Annotated in this window: 15 protein-coding genes; 7 read left to right on the top strand and 8 right to left on the bottom strand. The window is 65.9% G+C overall.

Going from position 1 to position 19,110, the window contains the following annotated elements:
- Nucleotides 1-10: 10 nt before the first annotated feature.
- From ACTSLZ_RS00465 to ACTSLZ_RS00450, 4 genes are all read right to left on the bottom strand, one after another.
- A complete protein-coding gene (locus ACTSLZ_RS00465) occupies nucleotides 11-823 on the bottom strand; it encodes a siderophore-interacting protein (RefSeq protein ID WP_443095341.1) in 813 nt (270 codons plus the stop codon).
- 86 nt (nucleotides 824-909) lie between these two features.
- On the bottom strand, nucleotides 910-1,656 hold the full coding sequence (locus ACTSLZ_RS00460) for a sulfite exporter TauE/SafE family protein (protein WP_443096069.1): 747 nt from the start codon (nucleotides 1,654-1,656) through the stop codon (nucleotides 910-912).
- 9 nt (nucleotides 1,657-1,665) lie between these two features.
- Nucleotides 1,666-2,556, bottom strand: a complete 891-nt coding sequence (gene iolB / locus ACTSLZ_RS00455; RefSeq protein ID WP_443095340.1) for a 5-deoxy-glucuronate isomerase — start codon at nucleotides 2,554-2,556, stop codon at nucleotides 1,666-1,668.
- A gap of 45 nt (nucleotides 2,557-2,601) precedes the next feature.
- A complete protein-coding gene (locus ACTSLZ_RS00450; RefSeq protein ID WP_397555210.1) occupies nucleotides 2,602-3,339 on the bottom strand; it encodes a GntR family transcriptional regulator in 738 nt (245 codons plus the stop codon).
- Between the two features lie 281 nt (nucleotides 3,340-3,620).
- Between ACTSLZ_RS00450 and ACTSLZ_RS00445 the strand changes: the two genes are divergently transcribed.
- The 5 genes from ACTSLZ_RS00445 to ACTSLZ_RS00425 all read left to right on the top strand — a co-directional run bounded on the left by ACTSLZ_RS00445 (nucleotide 3,621) and on the right by ACTSLZ_RS00425 (nucleotide 9,681).
- Nucleotides 3,621-4,982, top strand: coding sequence for a sugar porter family MFS transporter (locus ACTSLZ_RS00445; RefSeq protein WP_443095339.1), 1,362 nt, complete (start codon nucleotides 3,621-3,623; stop codon nucleotides 4,980-4,982).
- Nucleotides 4,983-5,088: 106 nt separating this feature from the next.
- On the top strand, nucleotides 5,089-5,709 hold the full coding sequence (locus ACTSLZ_RS00440; RefSeq protein ID WP_443095338.1) for a pyrimidine dimer DNA glycosylase/endonuclease V: 621 nt from the start codon (nucleotides 5,089-5,091) through the stop codon (nucleotides 5,707-5,709).
- Complete coding sequence (locus ACTSLZ_RS00435; RefSeq protein ID WP_443095337.1) at nucleotides 5,706-7,163, top strand: TIGR01777 family oxidoreductase; 1,458 nt, start codon at nucleotides 5,706-5,708, stop codon at nucleotides 7,161-7,163. The genes ACTSLZ_RS00440 and ACTSLZ_RS00435 overlap by 4 nt, the downstream gene beginning before the upstream one ends.
- Nucleotides 7,160-8,245: an EamA family transporter RarD gene (gene rarD / locus ACTSLZ_RS00430; RefSeq protein WP_443095336.1), complete on the top strand. Its 1,086-nt coding sequence runs from the start codon at nucleotides 7,160-7,162 to the stop codon at nucleotides 8,243-8,245. The genes ACTSLZ_RS00435 and rarD overlap by 4 nt, the downstream gene beginning before the upstream one ends.
- A 122-nt stretch (nucleotides 8,246-8,367) precedes the next feature.
- Entirely contained in the window at nucleotides 8,368-9,681 is a 1,314-nt protein-coding gene (locus tag ACTSLZ_RS00425) for an NRAMP family divalent metal transporter (RefSeq protein ID WP_443095335.1), read from the top strand.
- 88 nt (nucleotides 9,682-9,769) lie between these two features.
- Here the strand turns inward: ACTSLZ_RS00425 and ACTSLZ_RS00420 are convergent, their stop codons facing one another.
- The 3 genes from ACTSLZ_RS00420 to ACTSLZ_RS00410 all read right to left on the bottom strand — a co-directional run bounded on the left by ACTSLZ_RS00420 (nucleotide 9,770) and on the right by ACTSLZ_RS00410 (nucleotide 14,375).
- The gene (locus ACTSLZ_RS00420) at nucleotides 9,770-11,581 is read right to left on the bottom strand and encodes an acetyl/propionyl/methylcrotonyl-CoA carboxylase subunit alpha (protein ID WP_443095334.1); all 1,812 of its coding nucleotides are present in this window, start codon (nucleotides 11,579-11,581) and stop codon (nucleotides 9,770-9,772) included.
- A gap of 33 nt (nucleotides 11,582-11,614) precedes the next feature.
- On the bottom strand, nucleotides 11,615-13,288 hold the full coding sequence (locus tag ACTSLZ_RS00415) for a carboxyltransferase domain-containing protein (protein ID WP_443095333.1): 1,674 nt from the start codon (nucleotides 13,286-13,288) through the stop codon (nucleotides 11,615-11,617).
- Nucleotides 13,289-13,436: 148 nt separating this feature from the next.
- A complete protein-coding gene (locus ACTSLZ_RS00410; protein WP_443095332.1) occupies nucleotides 13,437-14,375 on the bottom strand; it encodes a hypothetical protein in 939 nt (312 codons plus the stop codon).
- Between the two features lie 523 nt (nucleotides 14,376-14,898).
- Between ACTSLZ_RS00410 and ACTSLZ_RS00405 the strand changes: the two genes are divergently transcribed.
- The gene (locus ACTSLZ_RS00405; RefSeq protein ID WP_443095331.1) at nucleotides 14,899-16,053 is read left to right on the top strand and encodes a lysostaphin resistance A-like protein; all 1,155 of its coding nucleotides are present in this window, start codon (nucleotides 14,899-14,901) and stop codon (nucleotides 16,051-16,053) included.
- A 16-nt stretch (nucleotides 16,054-16,069) separates the two neighbouring features.
- A complete protein-coding gene (locus ACTSLZ_RS00400) occupies nucleotides 16,070-17,398 on the top strand; it encodes a M18 family aminopeptidase (protein WP_443095330.1) in 1,329 nt (442 codons plus the stop codon).
- 94 nt (nucleotides 17,399-17,492) lie between these two features.
- Here the strand turns inward: ACTSLZ_RS00400 and ACTSLZ_RS00395 are convergent, their stop codons facing one another.
- Entirely contained in the window at nucleotides 17,493-18,932 is a 1,440-nt protein-coding gene (locus tag ACTSLZ_RS00395) for a glyceraldehyde-3-phosphate dehydrogenase (protein ID WP_443095329.1), read from the bottom strand.
- Nucleotides 18,933-19,110: the final 178 nt, after the last annotated feature.

Below are 19,110 nucleotides of genomic sequence, written 5' to 3'. Positions count from 1 at the left end.
TCGGTAGGGCTCAGTCCTCGATCTTGCCGATGGGTTCGCGCTTCTCGGCCTGGAACTTGTCCTCGGTGCGGCCGTAGGCCCAGTAGCCCGAGATCGAGATCTGCTCGCGCGGGATCTCACGCTGTTTGAGGAGCCGGCGCACCTGCTTGATCGATTCCCGCTCGCCGTGTGCGAAGACATCGACCTTGCCCTCGGGCCATTCCCGTTCGGTCATCAGCGTGGCCAAACGGTTCGGGTCGGCACCTGCGCCCTCCTTGGCCTGCCACACGATCTCCAGGCCTTCCGGTGCGGCGATGTTCTGGCGGTCTTCGTCGTCGTCGAGAACGATGAAAGCGTACCCGCGGGCGTCGGAGGGGAGGGCCTCGACGCCGGAGGCGATCGCGGGCAGCGCCGAGGCGTCGCCCGCGAAGAGATACCAGTCCGCGGTGGGATCCGGGGAATACTTGCCGCCGGGGCCCATCAGAAGCAACGGGTCACCGGGGGAGGCCGAAGCGGCCCAGGGGGCGGCGAGCCCCTCGGTCCCGTGGGTCACGAAATCGATCGTCAGCCGGCCCGACTCCTGGTCCACGGAACGGACGGTGTACGTGCGGGTCACGGGAACGTCTTTGGGAGGCAGAGTCTCCCGCAACTCCATCATGTCGAACGGGGCCGTGAGGTTCAGCTCGGGTTTCGCGAAAACGAGTTTGACGTATTGGTCCGTGCACCCGTTGTCCTCGAAGGAGGAGAATCCTTCCCCGCCCAGAATGAGCCGAACCATGTGCGGCGTGAGCTGCTGCCTCTCGATGACCTCGAGGACCGTCTGTGGTTTGCGCTTGGGGGACATTGAGCTCCAATGCTCGGTTTGATAAGGCTTACCTCACGGTATCTCCCCAAAGGCGGAAGCGGCCAATGCGCCCGCTCGCGGCGCATTCATATTAAGAGGTAGAGGGCTCCCAGGATCGTGACGGCGATGACCGCCAGGTCAAAGGTCTTCTGGGCGATCGTTCGGGCGGCCCACCGGCCGAAGAAGGCGCCCGCCACGACCCCGGGGACCAGGAGCAGGTCCAGAAGCAGGATGTGGGGCGTGATGAGGCCCAGCCCGATCGATACGGGAAGCTTGAGCACGTTCATGGTCGCGAAGAACCAGGCGGCCGTGCCCAGGAACGCGTGGACAGGAAAACGGGCCGCGAGGAAGTACATCGACATGACCGGTCCGCCGGCGTTGGCCACCATGGTCGTGAACCCGCCGAGCGATCCGTACCCGGCGGCAGTCGCCCAGGACGACCGCGCCGGCACGCCCGGATCCGTGGGGCGTCTGCCCCGTTGCCACAGGGTCAGGCCCATGAGCATGAGGAGAAGGACGCCGATGACCCGCCGCACCACGGCGTCGCCCGCGAAAGCAAGGAATACGCCGCCTGCCGCCAGGCCGACCAGAACGGCCGGAATCATACGGACCAGGGTCGGCCAGTCGGCATGGCGACGATAGGTCCAGAGTGCGAAGGCGTCCCCGACGAGCAGGAGGACGAGAAGCGCCCCCGTCGAGGGCCGCGCGGGAAGTACTGCCGCGAAGACGGCCACGGACAGGGTGTTGATGCCTGGCAGGGCCGTCTTGGAGAAACCCACCAAGACGGCCGCCAGGGCCAGGCCCGACCAGGCGAGCCATGAAAGGTCGGACAGGGACAACGGTCAGCCGCCGAACGGCAGCCGCGCATCGATGTCCTGGTCCTCCCACTGCTGACGGACCCAGCCGTGGTGGGGGTCGTCGCTGATGAGCCACTTGCGGACCGGCCCCGGCCCGGCCATCACGTTGAGGTAGTACATGTCGTATCCGGGAGGGGCCATGGCCGGGCCGTGCCAGCCGTACGGAACCAGGACGACGTCGCCGGTCCGCACCTCGGCGTTGACGTCGATGGGTCGATCGTCCGACGCGTAGACGCGTTGGTAACCGATCGCATCGGTGGCTTCCTTCGGTGCATCCGGGGTCACGCGCGTCTCGAAGTAGTAGATCTCCTCGAGTCCGGTCTCCTCGCCTTCCTTCTCCTCATCGTGCTTGTGAGGAGGATAGGAGGACCAGTTGCCCGCGGGAGTCAGGACCTCGCACACGATGAAACGGTCCGCTTCGAGCGCTGCGGGTGTGCCGAAATTGCGCACCTCCCGGGAGCAGTTGCCGGCGCCGCGCAATTCGAGCGGAGCCTCGTCCTTGGTGATCAGCCGCGTCGGGTATTCGTCCGAGGCCGGAGCGGAAGCGATGGCCACGCGGACCCCGGTCGCGCCGGAGATCTGGACGGCCTTGTTGACGCCGGTGTAGAGGACATCGGTGGGGCCGTGGAAGACGGATTCCCGGCCGGACAGCTCGTAGGTGTGGTCGTCGACGACGGCGGTGACGTCCCCTGAGAGGGGGATGATGATGCGTTCTTCGGCCACGGCGTCCAAGGTGACGGCCTCGCCCGAGAGGGTCGCCGTCTTGAGGCCGGTGTGCTCCCAGCCGTCGACCTGCTGGGCCGAGTCGTAGGCGCCGAGGGAGACGTCCCACGGGCCGTCGGCCGCCTTGCCCAATGGATATACCCAATTCGTCATGTGTGCATCCTTTCGAATGGTCTTGCGGATCGGTGGAATCTGCGGTCAGGCCGAGAGCGTCATTTCGAAGGAGTAGGAATCGGCGCGATACACGTGCCGCCCTGTTTCCGCTCGACGGCCGATATCGTCCGTCGCGGTGCGAGACATGGTCACCAGCGCGGAGCCGGGGCTCGTCTTGAGCAACTGGGCCTGGTCGTTCGTGGCGACGGCCGCGCCGATTTTCTGCTGGGCCAGCCTGAAATTGATGCCTTGCTGCCGCAGGAGCGTGTAGAGGCCGCGGCTCTCAAGGCCTTCCCGAGTCAGCTCGGCGATCTCGAGCGGAACCCAGTTCTCCATGATCGCCAAGGGGGCTCCCGCGCGGCTGCGAACGCGCTTGAAGTAGTACACGGTCGAGCCGGGCTTCAGGTTGAGCCGGGCCGCGACGTCGTCCGGCGCCTGGGTCTCCTCGAATTCGAGGACCTTGGTCGTGGGCTGGGCGTGGTCATCGTTCAGGTCCTCGTACAGTGAGGTCAGCCCGACGGAGCGACGGATCTCCGAGGCGACCACCTGGGTCCCCACGCCGCGTTTGCGAACGAGCAGACCTGATCGAACGAGCTCATCCATCGCCTTGCGCACCGTGGGGCGGGAGAGGTGGAGGTCCTTGGCCAGGGAGAGCTCGTTGTCGAGCATCGTCCCGGGCGGAAGATCACCTTCCGCGATGGCTGTTTCGATGCCGTGGACCAGCTGGTGGTACAGCGGCACGGGCGACGAGCGGTCGATCGTCACGTCGATAGATGCTGTCATGATCTAGCTCCGTCGTTGGTTCCCGACTGTGTCCTTTGTAAGGACAATAGGATTTGATCGTAGCACGCCGGGTCGACGCGTGGCCGGAGCGTATCCCGCACCGGCTCTGACCAGGACATGTCCACACTGTGACTCGGCGTATGAGGCCGAACATACTGCCTTGGAGTAGACATAAGAAGTCACCCACGCACCCTGCCCCAGGAGGCCCTGCCGTCATGTCTTCCCGCCCGGTATCGACACGAAGAAACGGACCTTGCGGCGCGGCACCGGTCGAGAAGAAGATGACCGGACCCATGCGCCTGGCCGCGATGGTGCTCACGGTGGGCGGCCTCCTGTTCGGTTACGACACCGGGGTCATCAACGGCGCGCTTCCGTCCATGGCCGCGGACTTCTCGATGGACGAGAAGTACGAAGGCTTCGTGACCTCGGCCCTCCAGTTCGGAGCCGTCTTCGGTGCGGTCTTCGGGGGCCGTTTCTCGGACCGACACGGACGGCACCGCACGGTCGTCCTGGTCGCCGCCCTGTTCACGGTCGGTGCCGTCGGATCGGTCCTCGCGCCGTACTGGTGGGTCCTTTCCCTCTTTCGTGTGGTCCTGGGGCTGGCCGTCGGCGGGGCATCGGTGACCGTTCCCGTGTACCTGGCGGAACTCGCGCCGACCCGCCTGCGCGGCAGAATCATCTCCCAGAACGAGTTCATGGTGGTCTTCGGCCAGCTCCTGGCCTTCGCCTTCAACGCCGGGATCGCCGGTGTGGCCGACGCCGAGCAGGCCAGCACCTGGCGCTGGATGCTCGCGATCTGCATCCTCCCCGCCATCGTCCTGTGGGCCGGAATGACGGTGGTCCCGGAATCACCCCGCTGGCTGGCCAGGGGCGGGAGAATCGACGAGATGCTCGAGGTCCTCCGGAAAGTCCGGGAGCACACGTTCACCTCCGACGAGCTCGGCGAGGTCAGGGAACTGGCCGAACGAGACGAGCAGGCGGCCCAGGGCACCGTATCCGACGTCGTGCGAACCCCCTGGATTCGGCGGATCCTGGTGATCGGCATCGGTATGGCGATCATCAACCAGATCTCAGGCATCAACGTGGTCCAGTACTACGGCGTCACGATCCTTTCCCACGCAGGATTCACCGGCAACACGGCGTTCGTGGTGAACCTGCTGATCGGCCTCGCGGGCGTCGTCGGCGTCGGCGTCGCGCTCGCGATCATGACCCGGGTGCGGCGCAAGCTCATGCTCAGCACGGGCCTGACCGGAACCATCGTGATGCTCTCCGTGCTGGCCGCGACCTCCGAGTTCATGAGCGATGACGTAGTGGCCAAACGGTGGATCGTCCTGGTCTCGATCGTCGTCTTCGTGGGGATCTCCCAGTGCGCGATCGGCACGATGACCTGGCTCTACATGTCGGAAATCTTCCCCCTCACCGTGCGAGGAGTGGCCATGGGAATCAGCACCGGCGTCCAGTGGGCCGTGAACTTCCTGGTTGCGCTGTTCTTCCCCCTGCTCTCCGCGGCGTGGGGATTCGGCATGACCATCGCGGTCTTCGTGATCCTGCAGATCCTGGCTCTCGCTTGGGTCCGCCTCAAGGTTCCGGAAACCAAGGACAAGTCCCTCGAGCGCATCGAACGAGAATTCCGGGACGCGTGAGACCGGGCCCGAATGGGGTCACGACGAGGAGCTGAGCGAGTAACGTGGGGCAGACGGCGCGCGGGGCAGCGAGGCCCCGGCCTGCGAACCACAACAGGAGGTCCTTGTGAGGCTTTGGTCCCTTCATCCGTCCTACCTGGACGCCAAAGGGCTCGTTGCCGCCTGGCGTGAGGCCCTGCTGGCGCAGAAGGTTCTCGCGGGGGCGACCCACGGGTACCGTCAGCACCCGCAGTTGGTCCGGTTCAGGGACACGGACGAGCCACGGGCGGCGATGTCCGCTTTCCTCCGCGGTATCCATCGGGAAGCCACGGCGCGTGGGTACACGTTCGACGTCGAGAAGATCATCCGGGGGCCCCTCCTGGCCGGGGAGGCCGAGCTGACCGAGCCGGGGCCGGACTGGATCGACGTTCCCGAAAGCGCTTCGTCTTCGGCCCCGGCGACCGCGGCCGTGGGGGAGGACGCCGCCCCCGCGCGGCCTCGTGCGGCCTCGGCTCCCGAAAGGGCCCAGGCCACGGCGGACACCCGGACCGTCCCCCTGATCCCCGTCCGCCAGGGGCAGCTCGACTACGAGGCGGAACTGCTGACCTTCAAACTGCGCCTGCGTGCGCCGAAACTGGTCTCGCGGCTCGAAGCCGACCTGAGAAACGCACGACTCGAAATCCATCCCCTGTTCACGACCGTCCCGGGCGGCATCGAACCCTGGGAGAAAGTGAGAGACGACCTATGAGCACGTTTCGGAACACCGCCGACATCACCCACCCACGTTCGGCCGTCACCGAGTGGTACGCGAGCCCCGGCGCCGTCGTCCGGCTGAGCCCGCCCTGGAACACCAAGGTCGTCCAGGAGCCGACCAACGGGCTCGACGTCGGCTCGGAGACGCAACTGCTCATGGGGCTGCAGTGGGCCGAAGGGCTCCTTCCGGGCAGCGTCCCCATCAGGCCAGGAACCCGCTGGACGGCGGAACACACCCAGTACGCGCCCGGCCGGAGCTTCACCGACGAAATGAAGAAGGGCCCGTTGAAGTCCTGGACCCACCGCCACGAGTTCGCTGACGGTGACCCGGGCAGCACGATCGTCTCCGACACGGTCACCTACGAGTTGCCGGGTGGGCTGGACCGGAAGATCTCCTTCGGCGCGACCGCGTTCGAGAAGGAACTCGACCGAGTCTTCGCCTTCCGGACCGACCAGACGCAGGCGGACCTCGACTTCGCGTCCTTCCTGGAGGGCATCCGGACCCGGGCAGGGGCCGCGACCGGGACACTGACCGTGGCGGTTGCGGGAGCCTCCGGGATGGTGGGGACCCAGGTCTCCGCGCTCTTGCGTGCGGCCGGCCACCGGGTCCTGCACCTCAGGCGGCGCAAAGGATTCAGCGGAACCATCGGGCCCGACGAGATCGCCTGGGACCCGGACCAGCACAGGCTGGACCCCCAAGCGCTCGTCGGCGTCGACGCCGTGATCAATCTTGCCGGCGCGGGAATCGCCGGACCCTTCACGGACAAACATCGTCGCGCGGTGCTGGAATCCCGCCTCAACAGCACCGAAACGATCGTCGCCGCGATGCGCGAGGTGGCCGACGACGGCGGGCCCCGGACCCTGGTCAACGCATCGGCCAGCGGATACTACGGGCACGACGCCGACGTCGTCACCGAGAACGACGGTCCCGGCGAAGATTTCCTTGCCGACGTCTGCACCCAGTGGGAAGCCGCAGCTCTGAAGGCCGAGGACTTCGGCGCTCGCGTGGTTCTGGTCCGGACGGGACTTGTTCTCAGCTCGTCGGGTGGTCTTCTGGCCGCGCAGCTGCCGCTGTATTTCGCGGGCGCGGGAGGGCCGCTGGGTGGTGGCGACCAGTGGCAGCCCTGGATCAGCCTCGAGGATCTCGCGCAGATTTACGCCTTCGCCGTCGTCGACCCTGGGATGAGCGGTCCGGTCAACGCGGCGGCACCCCACCCGGTGCGGCAGAAGGAATTCGCGAAGACCCTCGCGTCGATTCTGCACCGTCCGAGCGCGGTGCCCACGCCCAAGCAGGCCCCCGGCCTGCTTCTCGGGAAGCAGGGCGCTCGCGAACTCGCGCTGAGTTCGGCCGCCTTGGTCCCCCGGGCCCTGGAGAACCGCGGGTACACGTTCCGATTCGATCACCTGGAGCCAGCACTCCGACACACCCTGGGAAGGACCTCGCATTGACCCCACCGCACGAACCGTCCGGGAACCGGCCCTCTTCCGAAGGCCTCCCGGGCGGCGACGCCCCTGACTCCACGGCGTCGAGCAACGAACCCGCCACGATCACCGGAGCGCTGCCCGAAGTCATCGTCTCGGACGAAGCGGACGCGCCCAAGGCGACCAACAACCTGAAGACCGGATTCATCCTCGCGTTCGTCTCCTATGGGCTCTGGGGATTTCTGCCTCTCTACTTCGCGGCGATCAAACCGACCGGGGCATTCGAGATCCTTGGATGGCGCATCTTCTTCTCGCTGATCCTGTGCGTCCTCCTGGTGACCGTGACGCGCTCCTGGGGCAAGGTCGCGGCCGTGTTCCGGAACAAACGGGTCAACTTCACGCTCGGTCTGGCCGGCGGGATCGTGTCCATCAACTGGCTGGTCTACATCATCGCGACGACGACCGGGCACGTACTGGAAGCTTCGCTCGGATACTTCATCAACCCGGTTGCGACGATCGTCCTCGGGGTCTTCGTGCTGCACGAAAAGCTTCGTCGACTCCAGTGGGCGGCGGTGGGTGTCAGCCTTGTCGCCATCGTGGTACTGAGCGTGGAGTACGGCGCGCTGCCCTGGATGTCCCTGGCGATCGCGGGCAGCTTTGCGCTCTATGGGCTCGTCAAGAAGAACGTCGGTGGTCGCGTCGACTCCCTCACCGGGTTGACCTTCGAGACCGCGTGGTTGTTCATTCCGGCCGTCGTCGCGCTGGTCCTGGTCCAAACCGTGGGCGGAGGGCTTGCCTTCGGTCATATCGGCGCCCTGCGCACGACCCTGCTCGTGGGCACCGGCGTGATGACCCTGGTGCCGCTGCTGACCTTCGCCGGTGCCGCGTCCCGGCTCCCGTTGTCCTACGTGGGGATGGTCCAGTACTTCAACCCGGTCATGCAGTTCCTGGCCGGGTACCTGTTGCTGGGGGAGGAGATGACCACGGGCCAATGGTTCGGTTTCGCCATCGTGTGGGTCGCGATTCTCCTGCTCATCATCGACGCCGCGCGGGCCGCACGGACGTATCGTCGGGCGGTGCGCCGTGCTGGACGGTCCGGCGAGTCCTGACCGCCCGGGATCGCTGATGGTGCGGCTCATGGAGGTATGTGCTTGGGGCCACTGAACTCTTTGGTACGATTTCGTCGCTGGCCTAACCCGGTCCAGCACGACCGCCCCCTCGAGAGGCTCACATGACCAACAACAATCGTTCCGGGAATGCCCAGGACATGCCGTGGGCAGACGATTCGGGCAACCACGATCCGGAGAATGCGGAAACGGCCGTCGGCGACGTCGTCACCAAGAGTCGGTTGCCCAAGCCGGAGTCCAAGCGCTCCATCCTTCTGGGCGCCCTGTTCCTCATGGCCACCTCGGCCATCGGCCCGGGATTCATCACCCAGACCGCGACCTTCACCGTGAAGATGGGGGCCGCCTTCGCGTTCGCGATCTTCTTGTCGATCATCGTGGACATAGCGGTCCAGCTGAATGTGTGGCGCGTGATCGGCGTGAGCGGTCTTCGGGCCGGCGAACTCGGGAACAGACTCCTGCCCGGAGTGGGTGTGCTGTTGGGGATCTTCGTGGTCTTCGGCGGGTTCGTGTTCAACGTCGGCAACGTCGCGGGCGGCGGCCTGGGCATCAACGCGATGACCGGGCTCGATTCCACGTGGGGCGGGATCCTGACCGCGGTGCTTGCGGTCCTGGTCTTCCTGTCCAAGAAGGCCGGGGTCGCTCTCGACAAGATCGTGGTGGTCCTCGGCGTCGTCATGATCCTGATTACCGGGTACGTGGCCGTTGTCTCCGGCCCGCCCATTGGTGATGCGCTCCGCCAGACCGTACTGCCTGACACCGTCGATGTCGCCGTGATCACGACCCTGATCGGGGGAACCGTGGGCGGCTACATCACGTATGCGGGCGCGCACCGAATGATCGATGCGGGTGTCTCCGGGCCCGACGACGTCCGTTCCATATCCAACGCATCCATCACCTCGATCATCGTGACCGGTGTGATGCGCTATCTCCTGTTCCTGGCCATCCTGGGTGTCGTGGCCGGAGGCGTCGCGCTGACGAGCTCGAACCTCGCCGCCGAGGCGTTCCAGCACGCCGCCGGAGACATCGGTCTGCGCTTGTTCGGCGTGATCCTGTGGGCCGCCTCGATCTCGAGCGTCATCGGGGCCGCCTACACCTCGGTTTCGTTCATGACCACTCGGGAGACCAAGACCTGGATCCGCAATGCTCTGACGGTCGGCATGATCGTGCTGTCGACCCTCGTGTTCATGACCCTGGGGAAGGCTCCGGGAACCTTGCTGGTCATCGCCGGAACGATCAACGGACTGATCCTTCCGCTCGGGTTCACGGTGATTCTGGTGGTCGCCATCTTCCGGCGTGATCTGTTGGGCGGTTACAAGTATCCCAAGTGGTTGGCCTCGGCCGGCGTCATCGTGTGGCTGCTGACCCTCTACCTCGGCGCGGGGGCGGTCGGGAAGCTCTCGACCCTGTGGAACGGGTAGGGCAGGTCAGGTCGCCGGACCAGCCCGCGCCACCGCGGCCGCGTCGACGCGGCCGCATCAATGCGACCGCCTCGGCGCGCGTGGTGGCCTATCCGGCGTTGCCGACCACGCCCATCACGGTCCCGGCGGCGATTTTCTCACCCGGTGTGATGGATCCCCGGCGGAAGACGCCCGCGGCCGGTGACTCCAGCGGCATCTCGGTCTTCATCGCTTCCAACGTCGCGAGGGCCTGACCCTCGTCGACGGTTTCTCCGTCCTCGACCTCCCACCTGACCAAGGAACCGTTCAAGGACGCGCTGACCTCGACCTCCGAGGCGTCGGTGCCGCTCGAGGAAGCGCCCTGTGCGGCGTCGTCGGGGGAGAACCGCACCCCTCCGAGCCCTTCGGCCAGACCGCGGCCCAGGGCGGACAAGGCGTCGGCGGGGAACCTGACTCTGGTCAATCTGCCGTCGACCTCTACCCCTGACGTGACCGAGCCGCGGGACCCCGTGTCCAGGTCTCCGAACAACGTGTTGTCCGCGTACCGGGGTGCCGCGTACCCACCGTCGGGTTCCAGGCTCGGCGTCAGGACCTCCTCGATCCAGGTCGTGTAGGTCGAGAACGGGGAATTCGTGAAGTCCTCCTGGTCGAGGACCGCGCGGTGGAAGGGGAGCGTCGTCGAAACCCCGGAGACCGTCAATTCGGCCAGGGCGCGTCGGGCCCGAGCGAGCGCCGCATCGCGGGTTGCCCCGGTGACGATGAGCTTGCCCAGCAAGGAATCGAAGTCACCGGCAACCCTGGACCCTGCCACGACCCCCGCGTCCCACCTGATGCCCGGTCCGGTGGGAACGGTGATGCCCGAGATCGTTCCGCCCGCCGGGAGGAACCCACGACCGGGATCCTCCGCGTTGATGCGGAACTCGAGGGAGTGCCGTTGCGCACGCGGTGCTTCCTCGAAAGGCAGGCGTCCGCCCGCGGCGACATCGAGCTGCAAACCCACCAGGTCCACTCCGAAGGTTTCCTCCGTGACCGGGTGCTCGACCTGGATCCGCGTGTTGACCTCGAGGAACGAAATCAGACCATCGGAAGCTACCAGGAACTCGACGGTCCCGGCATTGACGTATCCGGCCTCCCGGAAGATCGCGGCAGAAGCCCGTTCGATCTCCGTTCTCTGCTCATCGCTCAGGAAGGGGGCCGGGGCCTCCTCCACGAGCTTCTGGTTCCGGCGCTGGAGGGAGCAGTCCCGGGTGCCCACCACCACGACGCCGCCGTGCGAGTCAGCGACCACCTGGGCCTCCACGTGACGTGGCTTTTCCAGGAAGCGCTCCACGAAGCATTCGCTGCGACCGAAGGCGCCCTGGGCCTCGCGGGCGGCTGATTCGAAGGCGGACTCGACGTCGGCGATGTCCTTGACTACGCGCATGCCCCTGCCGCCGCCGCCGTGAGCGGCCTTGATGATGATGGGCAAGCCGTGCTCTTCCGCGAAGGCTCGGGCCTCGTGAGCATCGGCCAGTGGGCCATCGGTTCCGGGAGCGAGGGGTGCTCCGGCGGACGTGGCGATCTCCCGGGCGCGGATCTTGTCTCCCAGTGCCTCGATGGTTTCGGGGGAGGGCCCGATCCAGGTGAGGCCGGCGCCGGCGACGGCTCGTGCAAAGTCCGCCGACTCGGCCAGAAAGCCGTACCCGGGGTGGACGTCGGTTGCCCCGGAACGCTGCGCGATGTCGATGAGCTTGTCGATGTTGAGGTACGTCTCTGCAGGGGAATCCCCTTCGAGGGCGTAGGCCTCGTCGGCGAGGTGAACGTGTGGGGACTTGGCGTCCGAATCCGCGTACACGGCGACGGTTCCGATGCCCCGCTCGGCGCAGGCGTGCAGCACGCGGACTGCGATCTCGGACCGATTCGCGATCATGACTTTGCGCATGGTGTTTTCTCCGGTGTGTGTGATGGGCATGAGCTAGGAAGCATCGAGGACGAGTCGGATCAGCGAGCCGGGAGGCGCTTGTGCCAAGAGGCGGAGGTGGTCCGGCTCCACGATTCCGATCACGGGATAGCCGCCGGTCACGGGATGGTCCGCCATGAAGATCACTGGATTGCCGGACGGTGGAACCTGGACGGCCCCCTCCACGATGCCCTCACTGGGCAGTTCGCGGCCCTCGGCCTCGGCGGTACGTTCAAGGGGAGAAGGCAGCTCGCCCGCTTCCGTGTCCGGTGACCATCGTGCGAGCCGGGCACCGACCCTGTTGCTGGCCTCCGTGACGTTCCACGTCGTTTCCGCCAGCTTGCGCACCGATGCGGAAGTGAACCAGTCGAGCCGTGGGCCGGGCGATATTCGGATGTCCGTGACCTCCCGTCCCAGTGGCAGGCCAACGCCGGACGCCGGCGAGTCGACGGAGCGGCGTGGCTGGTGACCACAACGGACGACGTCGTTCTTGGCCAGCGGTTTCGGACCGAGAGAAGCCAGCGTGTCCGTCGCAGAACTTCCCAGAACGAGCGGGGTCCTGATTCCACCGCGCACGGCAAGATAGAACCTCAACCCCCGGTCCGGTGAGCCGATGGTGAGCCTTTGCCCGGCGAGAAGAGCGAAGGGGCGGTTTCCGGGCACACGGACGGCGGTGTCCGAATCGCGGATCCTCAGGTCACCTTCGGCACCGGTGACAGCCAGCACGACGTCACGGAGCGCGGTGACTGACAACTGCCCGGCCGTGTTCTCGAGTACGGCCTCCGAGAGGTCGTTGCCGACCAATCGGTTGGCCGATTCGGCGGCCGCGGGGTCGGCCCAACCCGAGGGGCTCACTCCCCAGCCCGTGTGTCCCTGACGGCCCCGGTCCTGGACCAAAGTCGCGAGTCCGGGACTGTCGATGCGCAGGGCGTCGCTCGCGCCGTCCTTTTCCTCGTCCGGGGCGGCTGTCCGATTCTCGGTCGAGTGGTGGTCCTCGCCGGGGACGATGTCCCGTGACGCATCAGCCTCGTCCCGGACCGTCACAGACTCCCGACGCGGGCAGAACCGAACGGTCGTGCCGGGCGTGATCAGGGCCGGCACTTCTCGTTCGAGGTCCCACACGCCAGCATCGGTGGTTCCGATCAGCTGCCAGCCGCCGGGCGAAGCGCTCGGGTACACCGCGGAGAATTCACCGGCCAGGCCGACCGAGCCCGCCGGAACCCTGGTCCGCGGGCTGCTGCGTCTGGGGACGGTCAGCGGAGCCTCACCCTCGGCGGCGACGAGGTAGGCGAATCCCGGGGAGAAACCGGAGAACGCGGCCCTCCAGGTGGTTTCGCTGTGGCGGCGCACGACTTCCTCCACGGAGGCACCCACGTGCCGGGCGACGTCGTCCAGGTCCTCCCCGCTGTACTCCACCGGGATCTCAACCACGCTCGCTCCGACCGTGAGTCCTTCTTTCCCGGGCATGCTCGACAGGTGGCGCACGTACGCCCGTTGTTCCGCCGGCGAGAGAGGGCAACGGAATCGCACCAGCAGAGTCGATGCCGCGGGAATGAGTTCGAGCTGGCCCCGCAAGGGGTCTTCGGAGAGAGCCGTGTGCAGGGAGAGAACGTCTTCGATTCCGTCGCAATCGACCAGGAGGGCGGAGCGGCCCGTGGGGTGTATCCGACGGGCCTGCCGATCCAGCATCTGTGCTCCTGTCATCTCGCCGCCATTGCTTGTTTCATCGTAGACGACGGGACAGCCGTGAGAACGGGTTGTCCACAGGCCGACGGTCGCCCCGCGCGAAGTGCGGGGCGACCGTCGGGGTGCGTCGTTGATGCCGAGCGGGAGCGAATCAGCGGTAGGACATCTTCCACTTTTCCTCGACGTGCGTCGTCCTCACTTGGACGAGGATGTTGTCGTCATCCTTGGTCGCGTCGGGGAAGGAAACATCCTTTTTCTGCCCCTCGGAGACGTTCTCGTGGAAGGTCCGGTTGCCCTTCAGGTCGTAGGCCTCGATCTCGAAGGATTCGTGACCCAGGTTCTCGAAGGTCGCGTCCTTCTTCGGGCCCTGATAGACGTAAGCAACGGTCCCGTTGCTTTCGAGGGGCTTGTCCCCTTCCGACTGGATGGCATTCTTGTCGTACAGCTTGACCTCCCAGGAACCTTCGGTCGCGTCCATGTGGAATCCCTTGGGGTTGCCGTAGAGGCCGTCCAGATTGATCCAGCTCGATCCGGCCGAGGTGTCGATGTCATTGGCGTACAGGCCCGAGTCCTCGCCCTTGTCGTCCATTCCCCAGATGGCGAAGTTGGACTCGCCCTCGAACCAGTATTCGGCGTAGTAGACGTGGCCGTCCTTGAGCTTGTCCGTCTTGACTCTCTGATCGCCCTCGCCGGAGAGCGTTTCGACAGGTTCGGCGTCATTCCCGGGAATGTTGGCCTGATCCGGACGCGAGCCCGACGGGGCGGAACCCGTCCCGGAGGCTTGGGGCGAGCCACTGGCGGTGCTGGACTCCGTGGCGTACGACGACGCCGTCTGTGATTCCTCCGGGTCCCCGGACTTTCCGATGATCCCGGCCAGAACGAGAACCAGGGCGACGATCAGGACCAGCAGGATCGCGCCGATGATCGACAGGATGCCTGCGGTCGTCGTGAAGAAGTTCTTTTTTCGCGGTGCCTGGCCGCCGGGATAGCCGCTCCACTGGGTGCTGCCGCCCTGGCCCGGCCCGCCCTGGCCACCGTTCCAGCCGCCGTTCCAACCGCCGGACGTGCCATGGGGCGAGGCTCCCGCCATGGGCTGCTGGGCTCTGTCCGAACCTTCCTGCGAGGTTTGGTCCTCCGGGGGATGCTGGGAGCCCTGGGCGCGGTCGCCGAATCCGCTCTGCCCCTGGTCCTTGGGGATGAACCGTCCGCTTCGGGTTCCGGCGGGATGAACGAGGGGTCATCGGGGTGATCGGAGGGAACGGGGTTGCCGTTGTCGTCGACCCAGAAGGGCCATCCTTGGGGCGCGGGACCCCAGCTGGGATCGGGGCGCCACCCGGGGTCCGGCCTCCATCCCTCGGGCGGGGGCGGCCAATGCGGTGGGGGATTGAACCGTAGTGACATAGGAGGATTCCTTTGGAAAGAAATGTGATTAACGATTCAAGTGTGGCATGAATGCTCAAAACTTTCTCAGAATTTTGTCCGCGTCAGGTGGCACATTGTTCAGTCGTATGACGACGTCGTCGTGGGTGCGGACCCAACCGAAATCCTGGGATTCGCTCCCGAAGATCGCGGATCGTGGGAACCACAGGCGGCCACCCCATAGAGTGGAGGGCATGGAAGACCCCATCTCCCCGAAGTCCTCAACGCCCCCGTGGGCATCCGGAGAACAGCCGACCCCGGTCTCGCAGCCCGGATGGCCCCCAGCGGCCCGGGAAGCAGGGTCGGGGCGCGGTGACGGCACGGAAGAAGCGGCTCGCGCCTACCAAGCAGCCGGAGCCCCCAAATTCAACGATGTCCCCGTGGAACCGTTGCCGTACCACCGTTTGTGGAAAGCGGATCCCTTTCATCGCTGGTGGAAGCCGCTGGTCGAATTCTGCATTTCCGGCCCTGTTTATCTCGTGCTGGCCATCCTTGTCTCCATACCGATGCTCGTGGCACCGCTGCTGACCGGATCCGCACCCGTGACCATCGGCCCCAATGGTTATCCGGAAGGGATGTTTTCGAGTCCCTTCACTTTCCTGATCATGTTCTTGAGCATTGCCCTCATGGCGCCGTGCGTGATTCTGGGACGACTCATCATGGGGCCCCGGCCGCTGGGTCTGCTCTTTTCGGTCGCCGGGAGGCTGAGATGGACCTGGCTGGCAACCTGCCTCACCATCGGATTCGTCCTCTTCGTGATCGTCCAGGGGCTCACGGTCCTGCTGTCGGCGGCCACGGGCGAGGAGACGCCGACGCCGAGCTTCGACCCCCGAACCGGCGTGTGGATTCTCCTGATCATCCTGATTGTGGTGCCGATTCAGTGCGCCGCGGAAGAGATGGTGTTCCGAGGATTCCTCATGCAAACGGTCGGCCGGTGGCTCAAGCATCCCCTCTGGGCCGTCCTCCTTCCGGCGCCGTTCTTCGTCCTGAGCCACGGGTACGGCCTGTGGGGGCTGATCAGCGTCGGGATCCTGGCGGTGATCGCAGGCGTGCTCTGCATCGCCACGGGCGGGCTGGAAGCCTCGATCGGCCTGCACGTCGGCAACAACGTGACCACTGTCCTGTTGGGTCTCTTCGGGCTCGCCGACCCGTTCGGCGCCGTCGCAACCGGTCCTTCGGACGCCATCGTGACCCTGGTGGTCGAAGGGCTCTATGCGGTCCTCGTCCTCTGGGCCGCACGACGTCGCCGCATCCCGGCCCGGCGCGACCCCGCCGTCACCTGGCAGGCCTGGCCGGGCTGGGCCCTGCAGAATGCGGGCGTTGGTCCCCGCGTCCCCACAACTCACTGACAACCAGGAGGAACCCATGACCGATCACGGCCCCGGAACCGCACCCCTCGACCCGCGCGGCAATGCGGAGGATCTCGCACACTTCGTCGCCGCGTCGCCCTCGTCCTACCATGCGGTTCGTGAGACGGCCAGGCGACTGGAGGCTGCAGGCTTCGTCCGACAGCACGAAACGGAAGATTTCGACGGTGGCCCGGGCGGACGGTACGTGGTCCGGGACGGAGCCATCGTTGCCTGGTACACCCCGGCCGCGGCGACGCCGGACCAGGGTTTCAGGATCGTGGGGGCACACACCGATTCGCCGACGTTCAAGGTCAAGCCGCAATCATCGATCGATCGGTTCGGGTGGCACCAGATCGGCGTGGAAGTATACGGCGGCGCTCTTCTCAACTCGTGGCTGGATCGTGAATTGTGCCTTGCCGGTCGGCTGAGCGTGAGAGCGGATGATGGGCGGATCGAGGAGAAGCTCGTCGCGACAGGGCCGGTAGCCCGCATCCCCCAGCTGGCGATTCACCTCGATCGTTCCGCCAATGAAGGCCTCACATTGGACCGCCAGAACCATGTTCAACCCGTGTGGGGCGCGGGGGACCCGCCGAGCGACGTCCTGGGGTATCTCGCCGCTCACGAGGTGAACGGTGAAACGATCGATCCGGGGTCGGTGACGGGGTACGAGATTGTCCTCGCCGACACCCAGGAAGGCCGGCTCTTCGGCCAGAACCACGAGTTCCTGGCATCCGGTCGCCTGGACAACCTCTCCTCGGTCCATGCCGGGCTCGAAGCACTCGTCCGCGCATCCGACGGCGAAGCAGCACGGGACGAGACCCTGGTCCTGGCCGCTTTCGACCACGAGGAAATCGGGTCGTCCTCGCGCTCCGGGGCAGCCGGGCCCATCCTCGACGACATCCTGGTCCGGATCGCGGCCGCACGCGGCGGAGGACCGGCCGAATACCGACGCGCGCTCGCCGGATCCGTGTGCCTTTCGGCGGATGCCGGTCACTTGGTGCATCCGAATTACCCCGGACATCATGACCCCGTGAACCAGCCGAAGCCGGGCGCGGGCCCCTTGCTCAAGATCAATGCGAACCAGCGGTACGCGACCGACGCCGTCGGCGCGGCGATCTGGGCGCGAGCATGCGAGAGTGCCGGAGTCGGGTATCAGGAATTCGTGTCCAACAACGATGTTCCGTGCGGCTCGACGATCGGGCCGATCACCGCCACGCGCCTGGGCATACGGACCATCGACGTCGGACTCGGGCTTCTGTCGATGCACTCGGCCCGCGAAATGTGCCACGTCGAAGACCTCTGGGCCCTGGGGCGGGCTCTCGAAGGCTTCTACCGCAACGACTGAGCACCGGCGACGCACGACGCCGCCCCGACCTGTCTGCCGCGACATGCTTCTCGCGACTCAGGACGGCCCGGGGCGGCGTCGTGCGGCGTGACGATTACTCCTTGGGGAAGCTGGCCGGATGGGCCCCGGCCATCTCCTCGACCACGCGAATGACCTGGCACGAGTACCCGAACTCGTTGTCGTACCACACGTAGACGACCACGGAGTTGCCGGAGACGATCGTTGCCAGACCGTCGACGATGCCGGCCCTGCGCGATCCGACGAAGTCCGTCGAGACGACTTCGTGCGAGTCCGTGTAGTCGATCTGCTTCCGCAGGGTCGAGTTCAGGGACAGGTCACGCAGATAGGCGTTCAGCGAATCCTTCGAATCGGGGGCCTCGTCCAGTTGCAGATTCAGGATTGCCATCGACACGTCGGGGGTGGGAACGCGGATGGCGTTGCCCGTGAGCTTCCCCTTGAGCTGGGGGAGCGCCTTGGCCACGGCCTTCGCCGCCCCGGTCTCGGTCAACACCATGTTCAATGCTGCCGATCGGCCTCGGCGGTCTCCCTTGTGGAAGTTGTCGATGAGATTCTGGTCGTTGGTGAACGAGTGCACGGTTTCGACGTGGCCGTGCGAGACGCCGTATTCGTCGTCCAGAACCTTGAGGACCGGCGTGATCGCGTTGGTCGTGCACGAGGCAGCGGAGACGATGCGGTCGTCGTCGGAAATGATGTCGTGGTTGACCCCGCAGACGATGTTCTTCAGCTCCCCCTTGCCCGGAGCGGTCAGGAGAACCTTCGCCGCGCCCTTGGCCCGGAGATGCTGGGACAGCCCCTCTTCGTCCCGCCAGCGGCCCGTGTTGTCGATGATCAGGGCGTTGTCGATGCCGTACTCGGTGTAGTCCACGGTGGCCGGGTCCGAGGAGTAGATGAATTGGATCGGCACGCCGTTGGCGGTCACGATGTTGGTTTCGGGGTCCACCTGGATGGTTCCGCGGAATGCTCCGTGGACCGAGTCGCGACGCAGCAGGGATGCCCTCTTGAACAGGTCCTCTTCGCCGTTCTTGCGTACGACCACGGCACGCAGATTCAGTCCCGACCCGAGGCCGCGCTCGATCAGGATGCGAGCCAGGAGCCGGCCGATTCGGCCGAAACCGTAGAGCACGATGTCCTGGCTCTTGCGTTCTTCCTGGCCCTGGAGGCCGACGACGTCGGCGAGCTGGTCGCGCAACCATCCTTTGACATCGGAGTCATTGCCTTGGGTCTTGTGCAACTTGTTGAGCCTGGCCAGATCCACGGAGGCCGGACCCAGTTCGAGTTCGTCCAGCGCCTCGACCAGCGGGTACGTCTCCTCGAGGCTGAGTTCGACCGTATCGATCTGCCTGGCCCAGCGGTGGGCCTTGATGATGTCTGTGACCGACTGGTTGAGCAGGTTGCGGCCGTGAATGTTCACGACCACGCGGTTCTCGCGGTGCAACCGGCCGATCAGCGGGATCATGGCTTCGGCGAGCTCTTCGCGGCGGGACCATTCGGTGGGGGTGACAAGGCTGGTCACGGTTAGACCTTCACTTTCTCGTTCCGGGGCTTCGCTGACCCGGACGTGATCTTCGAACGCATGCTCGTGCTGAGCATTTTCCAGCGTAGATGATCGCGGCGGGCAATTTTTGCGAAATGTGGGGTTTGTGGATGGAAAACAACGTGTCGCGTGCCACATGTGAAGATCGGTATCCACG

Source organism: Rothia koreensis (genome assembly GCF_052232265.1).
GTDB classification, from domain to species: Bacteria; Actinomycetota; Actinomycetes; order Actinomycetales; family Micrococcaceae; genus Rothia; species Rothia koreensis.
Note: the sequence above shows the minus strand (reverse complement) of the source record. Positions and strands in the feature narration are given on the sequence as shown.